Source organism: Ornithinibacillus bavariensis (assembly GCF_018333235.1).
Taxonomy (GTDB): domain Bacteria; phylum Bacillota; class Bacilli; order Bacillales; family Amphibacillaceae; genus Ornithinibacillus; species Ornithinibacillus bavariensis.
Genome location: NZ_BORP01000008.1, coordinates 145,478 through 151,477, shown reverse-complemented (window position 1 = coordinate 151,477; position 6,000 = coordinate 145,478). Strand labels below are relative to the sequence as shown.

At 35.3% G+C, this 6,000-nt stretch carries 5 protein-coding genes; 3 read left to right on the top strand and 2 right to left on the bottom strand.

Annotated features, from left to right (window positions below):
* The first annotated feature begins 303 nt into the window (after positions 1–303).
* Positions 304–1,497 carry a hypothetical protein gene (locus KI338_RS16800; RefSeq protein WP_212922181.1) on the top strand — a complete coding sequence of 398 codons (1,194 nt, stop codon included), beginning with the start codon at positions 304–306 and terminating at the stop codon, positions 1,495–1,497.
* Positions 1,498–2,085: 588 nt separating this feature from the next.
* On the opposite strand, the gene KI338_RS16795 is transcribed toward KI338_RS16800, so the two are convergent.
* Positions 2,086–2,442 carry a DUF779 domain-containing protein gene (locus KI338_RS16795; protein ID WP_212922180.1) on the bottom strand — a complete coding sequence of 119 codons (357 nt, stop codon included), beginning with the start codon at positions 2,440–2,442 and terminating at the stop codon, positions 2,086–2,088.
* 70 nt (positions 2,443–2,512) lie between these two features.
* Positions 2,513–4,033 (bottom strand): aldehyde dehydrogenase, encoded by a 1,521-nt coding sequence (gene adh / locus KI338_RS16790; protein WP_212922179.1) that lies wholly within the window; start codon positions 4,031–4,033, stop codon positions 2,513–2,515.
* Positions 4,034–4,251: 218 nt separating this feature from the next.
* Between adh and KI338_RS16785 the strand changes: the two genes are divergently transcribed.
* Together KI338_RS16785 and KI338_RS16780 are read left to right on the top strand one after the other, a co-directional pair.
* Positions 4,252–4,692, top strand: a complete 441-nt coding sequence (locus KI338_RS16785) for a cell wall hydrolase (RefSeq protein ID WP_212922178.1) — start codon at positions 4,252–4,254, stop codon at positions 4,690–4,692.
* A 606-nt stretch (positions 4,693–5,298) separates the two neighbouring features.
* Entirely contained in the window at positions 5,299–5,850 is a 552-nt protein-coding gene (locus tag KI338_RS16780; RefSeq protein ID WP_306345325.1) for an NADPH-dependent FMN reductase, read from the top strand.
* Positions 5,851–6,000 lie beyond the last annotated feature (150 nt).

The following is a 6,000-nucleotide window of genomic DNA, read 5'->3' as shown; positions in this document are numbered from 1 at the left end:
CATTTAAAGAAGTATAGGAAGATAAACGGTTGACGGTCAATTCAAAAAGCCCCTTTAGGGGCCTCGTTGGTAAAGTGCCCTTATAGGGCGAAACTAAAACCGCCCGTTTTACGGGCGGATAATTATTTTAGTTTCAGTATAATCGAGGCTACATTATCTAAGAGGTATAATTTCAAAAATAATCAATCTAAATCTTAAGACTGATAATATTTACACCTATAGGCTAATAGATTAAATGCTTGATGGGTGGTAGAATCATCCATGAATAATATTCCATTTGATGCTTGAGGGAGCTGAAAACGAATGAACAAGAACCTTAGTCAGATTTCACAAGACTTAGTAAAAGAAAAACTAGAAAGTTACTGGCCAAATTTCGATTTGGTTGCATTTGCCTTATATGATACGAGCAATGTATATTTATTTAATCATCCTAAATTCAAGCAACATAATAAATTTCAAACCTTAAAAAGGGATCACCAATTTAACGGTTGTACATTAATTTTGTATGAAGGTTATCCTACAGCAATAGTCGATGTAGAATTGTATGATGACTATGAAGGGTTGTATTCAATTTTTGTACATGAGTTATTTCATGGGTTTCAATATCTTAAAGGTGAAAGAAGATTTCCAGATGAAATTATAGGTCTTACCTATCCATTATCAAAAGAAAATGTAGAATTACGAAATCGGGAAAGAGCTATTCTTTTCGACGCCATGTTGGAAGATGATATAATGAAGAAGAAACAATATCTTAACACTTTTATTTCCTTAAGAGAAAAAAGAGCAGCTAATATGGATAACTATATTACATATGAAAATTTAGTTGAAACAATTGAAGGACCAGCTTGGTATGTTGAGCTAAAGGCATATTCAGAAAAAAGCACAATAGAACATAAATCAATTATCAAAAAATATGGACATTATCTAATAGATAAATTTGAATCTACTTTAGACATACGAAAGAGTTGTTATAGTTCAGGCTTGGTTATGTGTTTATTATTGGATGATTTTCTACCGGATTGGAAGGAAGGCTTTTGGGACAAGCCAGAAACACTATACGATTTATTAAAACAAAACTCCGATAACATCGAAATAATACGTGATGTGGAAATAAGCGCTGAAACAGAGAAAGTAATTAATTTTGTTAAGCAAAAAAGGAATTGCTCATTAGAAAGCTTTGAGCAGCAAAACGGAATACATCTATTTATTGAAGGTGAAATAAAGGCTATATCTTTTGACCCGATGAATATCGTCCCACTTGAGGATAGGCTGTTACATAAGAACTTTATTAAAGTAAGAATTAACAATATAGACTACCTTATTCAACAACCTGTCATAGCACATTGTAAAGACGGATTTCGAAATATTACTACATTACATCTCATTTTACAGAATAATCCCATCGAAAACATTGATTCACTTACAATTGAAGGGATAGGAGTAATTAATGGAAGCTATAAGAAGCAAGAAAATGGTTATACGATAATTTGTGAATGAAGCCCCTTTTCTTTTATAACAACCATGAAAATAATAAGCTACTATATCAAAAAAGACATAATAAAATTGATCCAGTAACTATGCTTCATTTCACTCCAGATTATTATACCTAAATGAAGCATAGAGGTGGCCTAAGCTTCATTTTAGTCCAGATTATTTTACGAAATGAAGCATAGAGGTGATCTAAGCTTCATTTCAGTCCAGATTATTTTACGAAATGAAGCATAGAGGTGGCCTAAGCTTCATTTCAGTCCAAAGTATTTTACGAAATGAAGCATAGTGGCCGGCTAAGCTTCATTTCACTCTAAAATATTATCCAAAATGACGAGCAGGGGTCACCAATATAAAGTTTGGCTTTCAACTGGAAGGAGCAAGGCTAGAGAGATATTCTAGAATAGAGGCGAATGTTTTTGATTATCTTATTCTTTTAGTTAAATACCCATTAGACAACTGTTATTGCTGGAAATATAGATTAAAATAATGACAATGTAATTTTCCTCCTTCAAGACAAATAGCCCCCTATTTTTAGGCAAACTAGTAACTGGGGGGCATTCATCTTGGTAGATATTAAATATTCTTAATCCCTCACTATTGTCCTAACGCAATTCGATCTTCCTTTGTAAACACTCTCGACCTAGTTAAGAATCGCTTCCCTTCTGGTCCTTCGACTGAAAACATGCCACCTCTACCTTCGACTACATCAATAATAAGCTGTGTATGCTTCCAATATTCATATTGATCCTTCGAAATATAAAAAGGTGTGTTACCAATCTCTCCTAATAGAATGTCGGATTCGCCAATTCGAAATTCCCCTCGTGGATAGCACATAGGGGAGCTACCATCACAGCAGCCCCCAGATTGGTGAAACATTAAGTCTCCATGTATCGTTTTTAATTTATCTAGTAGCTTTAGTGTTTCATCAGTAGCGATTACACGTTCAACCATTTATTTCACCTCTTCAATTCTTTTAAATTTAATCTATTATTTAGCAAGCAGAAATGCATGAATTAATCGATTAGAACAATCCAACAGGTCCTTCACTATAGCTTACTAGTAGATTCTTTGTTTGTTGGTAATGGGAAAGCATCATTTGATGATTTTCTCTTCCAATACCTGATTTCTTATACCCACCAAAGGCTGCATGTGCTGGATATTGGTGATAGCAATTCGTCCACACTCTTCCTGCTTGAATGCCACGACCGAAGCGGTATGCTGTATGAATATCACGGCTCCAAACTCCTGCTCCTAGGCCATAAAGTGTATCATTTGCAATCTGCATTGCCTCTTCCTTGTCTTTAAAAGTAGTAACTGAGAGTACTGGTCCAAAGATCTCTTCCTGGAAAATACGCATATTATTATTTCCTTTAAAAATGGTTGGCTTAATATAGTATCCCTCTGATAGCTCGCCCTCAAGTTTATTTACTGTTCCACCGACAAGTACTTCAGCACCTTCTTGCTTTCCAATATCCAAATAAGAAAGAATTTTTTCCATTTGTTCAGTAGAAGCTTGGGCACCCATCATTGTTTCCGTATCAAGTGGGTGACCGATTTTAATTTGATTGACTCGCTCAATAGCCCTTTCCATAAAAGAATCATAAATAGATTCATGGATTAATGCTCTTGACGGGCAAGTACAGACTTCTCCTTGGTTCAATGCAAACATTACTAGACCCTCTACAGCTTTATCTAAGAAAGCATCATCTTTATCCATTACATCAGGAAAGAATATATTCGGTGATTTTCCACCCAATTCTAACGTAACTGGAATTAAATTTTCAGATGCATATTGCATAATTAATCGACCTGTTGTCGTTTCACCTGTAAAGGCAATTTTGGCGATACGACTATTAGTCGCAAGGGGCTTTCCAGCTTCCAGTCCAAAACCGTTTACAATATTTACAACCCCAGATGGTAGTAGATCATGAATTAATTCCATCAATACGTGAATAGAAGCAGGAGTCTGTTCAGCTGGCTTTAATACAACACAATTTCCTGCAGCTAATGCTGGTGCCAATTTCCAAGTTGCCATTAGAAGCGGGAAATTCCATGGAATGATTTGTCCAACTACCCCTAGTGGCTCATGAAAATGGTAGGCAACTGTATCATGATCAATTTCACTAATACCACCTTCCTGAGCGCGTATTGCCCCTGCAAAATAACGAAAATGATCAATAGCAAGTGGTAAGTCAGCCGCAAGTGTTTCTCTGACGGCTTTTCCGTTATCCCATGTTTCTGCGACAGCTAGCAATTCTAAATTTTCCTCTATACGATCAGCGATTTTATTTAAGATATTTGCACGTTCAGCAACAGATGTAGTTCCCCAAGCTTCTTTTGCCGCGTAGGCAGCATCAATTGCTGCTTCAACATCTTCTTTCGTAGAGCGAGCAATCTCACAAAAAACCTGTCCTGTGACTGGGCTTACGTTTTTAAAGTACTCACCACTAACAGGAGGACGATATTCACCACCAATATAGTTATCGTACCTCTCTTTAAAATGTACTAACGCACCATCCGTATTTGGATTTGCATACTTCATGAAAGTAATTCCTCCTCATTTATTTGATAAAGAACCTAGAAGAAGTCCCTATTTAATGGCTATTCCAATGTATTGGAAAATATTCACAAGCTATCGAGTAATTTTCATATTAAATCTCTTTGCATAATATCTACATACGATGTTTCCTATCCAATTCAAAAGTAAAAAGTAAACAACAATGTAGGCCATTGTTCATACAATATGTTGGGGGTGAAATAATGGCACGAGCGAGTTATCGAAATTCAGATGTGGATTTAATGGCAAGAATGATGAGAGCGGAGGCTGAGGGAGAAGGAAAGCTGGGAATGTTATTTGTTGGAAATGTAATTGTAAATCGCCTTGTAGCAAATTGCTTAGACTTTGCAGATTTACGGACAATTCCTCAAGTGATTTTTCAGGTGCAAGGAGGAAATTATTCCTTTGAAGCTGTTCAAAAGGGAAGTGGATTTTATCAACGTGCAAGAGAATCTGAAAGAAGATTAGCAAGACAAAACTTGGAATATTGGAGACAGCATCCGGCAAAATATTCTCTGTGGTATTTTAATCCATATGGTCCATGCCCGCCAACATGGTATGGTCAACCAAGAACTGGTCAATTTAAAAACCATTGTTTTTATGAACCAGAAGCAGGAACTTGTGCTAGTGTATATAGCGGATAATGGGATAAAGAGTAGTAATAATTGCTGTTATATAGAAATGCTTAGCCAGAATAGGCTCATAACGGCGTCGTAATTATTTTTCCTGTTTCACCTGTATCAATGTAATACTCGATATCAATTGGTCTTTGAATATATAATTTTTCCGTTATTTCCACTCTTTTTTTGTACCTTCCTCTAAAAAATTTGCAAAAAATGTAATTTCCTTCTATACGATGGATGATGATGTCGTCCACACCAATTATAAAAATACTTCTTTTTGAAGGGAGTTCAGTTCGTAAATCGATTCTTGACTCCCTTCAAGGTGATAGCATTGTTCGACAACTACGATCTAGAGCATCATCATACCACCCACTTTTTGAACAATTTAATACCAATTCAGTGAGACTTCTTCAAATATGATTCAGCCATCACTTAAAAAAGTAATAGTCATTTCGTATATGGATTTCCTCGGAATGTTAGCCATCATTTTGATTTCTCTCTTTTGGACTGTAATTAATTCGTAAGTAACGTTGAAAAGCTTGTTGATAATTCATCATAATTGACTTCCTATACATTTTCCGTTATATTTATATCTCGAATTCGAGATATAATGGAAGGGGATTTTATATAATGAAAGTAGGTATTATACTAGGTAGTCTTCGAAAAGAATCATTCTCTAAAAAAGTTGCGTCTAACGTAGCTTCTTTATTCCCAAAAGGATTTGAAACAGAGTTTGTAGAAATAGGAAATCTACCTTTATTTAATCAGGATTATGAAGGCGATCTCGGAACGCCTTCTATATATACGGAATTTCGTAATAAAATTAAAGGATTGGATGCAGTTTTATTCGTAACTCCTGAATATAACCGCTCTGTTCCTGCTGTATTGAAAAATGCATTAGATGTAGCTTCTCGCCCATACGGTGAAAGTGCATGGTCTGGTAAACCTGCAGCAATTATCAGTATATCACCAGGAGCATTGAGTGGATTTGGTGCAAATCATCATTTACGTCAAATTCTCGCTTTCTTAAACATGCCAGTAGTTCAACAACCAGAAGCTTATATTGGAAATGTGCATGAATTATTAGATGAAGAAGGAAAACTAACCAATGAAGGAACTGTTCAATTTTTACAGACCTTTGTTGATACGTTTGTTGATTTGATTCAACGAAATAAATAATGTGAATATAGTAGGATAAAATTTCATTCAAAGGGTTGGCATTTTATTAGGGAATTCTCCTTAAGTGCCAACCTTTTATTAATCTATCCAGATGTATTTTATCTTTTGTAGATAACTATAGAAGTTTTTTCTCTATAAAATATTATGGAA

Excerpts from the sequence above, each read along its gene's own strand:
- adh (WP_212922179.1), bottom strand. The coding sequence starts at position 4,033 with ATGAAGTATGCAAATCCAAATACGGATGGTGCGTTAGTACATTTTAAA.
- KI338_RS16800 (WP_212922181.1), top strand. The coding sequence starts at position 304 with ATGAACAAGAACCTTAGTCAGATTTCACAAGACTTAGTAAAAGAAAAA.
- KI338_RS16785 (WP_212922178.1), top strand. The coding sequence starts at position 4,252 with ATGGCACGAGCGAGTTATCGAAATTCAGATGTGGATTTAATGGCAAGA.
- KI338_RS16795 (WP_212922180.1), bottom strand. The coding sequence starts at position 2,442 with ATGGTTGAACGTGTAATCGCTACTGATGAAACACTAAAGCTACTAGAT.